Annotated in this window: 2 protein-coding genes; both read right to left on the bottom strand. The window is 40.1% G+C overall.

All coding sequences use genetic code 11. From position 1 onward, the window contains the following. Positions 1–18: 18 nt before the first annotated feature. A complete protein-coding gene (locus CDA54_RS19355; RefSeq protein ID WP_099036687.1) occupies positions 19–483 on the bottom strand; it encodes a helix-turn-helix transcriptional regulator in 465 nt (154 codons plus the stop codon). A 168-nt stretch (positions 484–651) separates the two neighbouring features. Next, the coding region (locus tag CDA54_RS19350; RefSeq protein WP_342352412.1) for an alpha/beta fold hydrolase at positions 652–1,541 on the bottom strand (890 nt) is incomplete at its 5' end.

The following is a 1,541-nucleotide window of genomic DNA, read 5'->3' as shown; positions in this document are numbered from 1 at the left end:
CAAAATCCTTTACACTCTCTAAACTTTTGTAGAGATTTTAATGGTATCGTTACTTTCAATTGCTGTGGTTAATAAAACTTTTACCACGTCAGAAATCTGCACTTCACTCTCGACGTTATCCTCGTTTAGAATTTGCACATCTGCAAGAGTTTCACCACTGGACCTTAACTGTAAATCCACCATCACTGGTTGAGCAGTTGCGGTCAAAACGAAAAAACCAGACAGCATAATCGAAATAACACCAAGCAATGCGCTTAACTTAGCTCTCATTTTCTTCACAGGCGGTATAGCTGTTTTTTGTAAGTCACTTGCCTCTATTTCAAAAACCGATGCAATAGACTTGACTGACTCCAAAGAAGCCGAACCTGTTTTTTCAATACGTTGAATAGTTCTCAAGCTCAATCCTGAGACATCCGCCAACTGAGTCTGGCTCCAGGCTCGTTTGTTTCTTTGAGACTTTACTGATTCAATATTTATTTGCATTTCCACGATTCAATTCCTCAAAAAAGTTCAAGCGAACAATACGGAGAAATCCCTCTTTTTGATACGACAAGAGTATGACATAGGCGCGACAAGGTTATGCCACCAAGAGTATCGCCGGACGCACGGGCTTATGATGTTCCGGGTAAATCGGGCACGGTTTTTTTAACCTCATTTTCCAACGAGCTCTTTAATGCTGTTAACGACCAGATCACGATCTGCTATATGCAGATGGTGCTTCTTTGATTCAGAATAGATCACACGACTATTTGTAGATAAACGTTTAAAATAGTTTTCTGCATCGTCGAAAAGCGTGTCCATTGGTTTAGCTATATCGTCAGGAACGAAAGGCGGGTCATATCGTTCTTCCATTGCCTTAGAGCGCACAATGATAATAGGTTTGTTACCAAAATCAGCTGCATTGGTCAGTATTTCATAGCTTTTCATATGGTCTACATTTTCAGGAACTTTCTTAAACATTGGGTTATGAACACTTTGCTCAAACTGATAAAAGCGCTTTAATTCCTGACTGTCTGTTTTAAAGTCTTCAGGCCACCTTGTACCCATAGTATAAAAGTAACCCAAAGGAGGTGGTGCAATCATTACCGCCCCCATTACCTCTTGTGGATAGAGGTTGTTATAAGCAGTGATGATATAAGATGCGTATGAACCGCCTGCAAAATAATATGGCCCTTTGACGTTGGCTTTTTGAAGCAAGCTCCTGAGCCTGTTTGCCGTGTCATTGACTGTAAAAGGAACTACACCTTTTTCGCTCTTACCTAATCCTGCCCGGTCATACAGACAAATACTAAAGTCATTTTTTAATCGTTTTATATTTTCTAACCAAACCCCGTCCGAACCAAAACGCCCGAACCCCTGCTCCAGTATTAGTTGCGGCTTGTCATTTTCGTAACATTCCAGATAAAGCTTAAATCCACCCACATCATATAATCCAGATTTTGTTGGTTTCACTTCTGGTTCTGTAGCTAGCGCACCAAAACCAATAAAAATTGAAAATAACAAATTTAATGATTTCATCTGCATATTCTGCCTGATCCTGA

It is taken from the genome of Lacimicrobium alkaliphilum (assembly GCF_002591895.1).
GTDB lineage: Bacteria > Pseudomonadota > Gammaproteobacteria > Enterobacterales > Alteromonadaceae > Lacimicrobium > Lacimicrobium alkaliphilum.
This window is presented reverse-complemented; position numbering and strand designations above follow the sequence as displayed.

Bases quoted from the DNA above. Each gene is read 5' to 3' on its own strand.
- CDA54_RS19355 (WP_099036687.1), bottom strand. From the start codon at position 483: ATGCAAATAAATATTGAATCAGTAAAGTCTCAAAGAAACAAACGAGCC.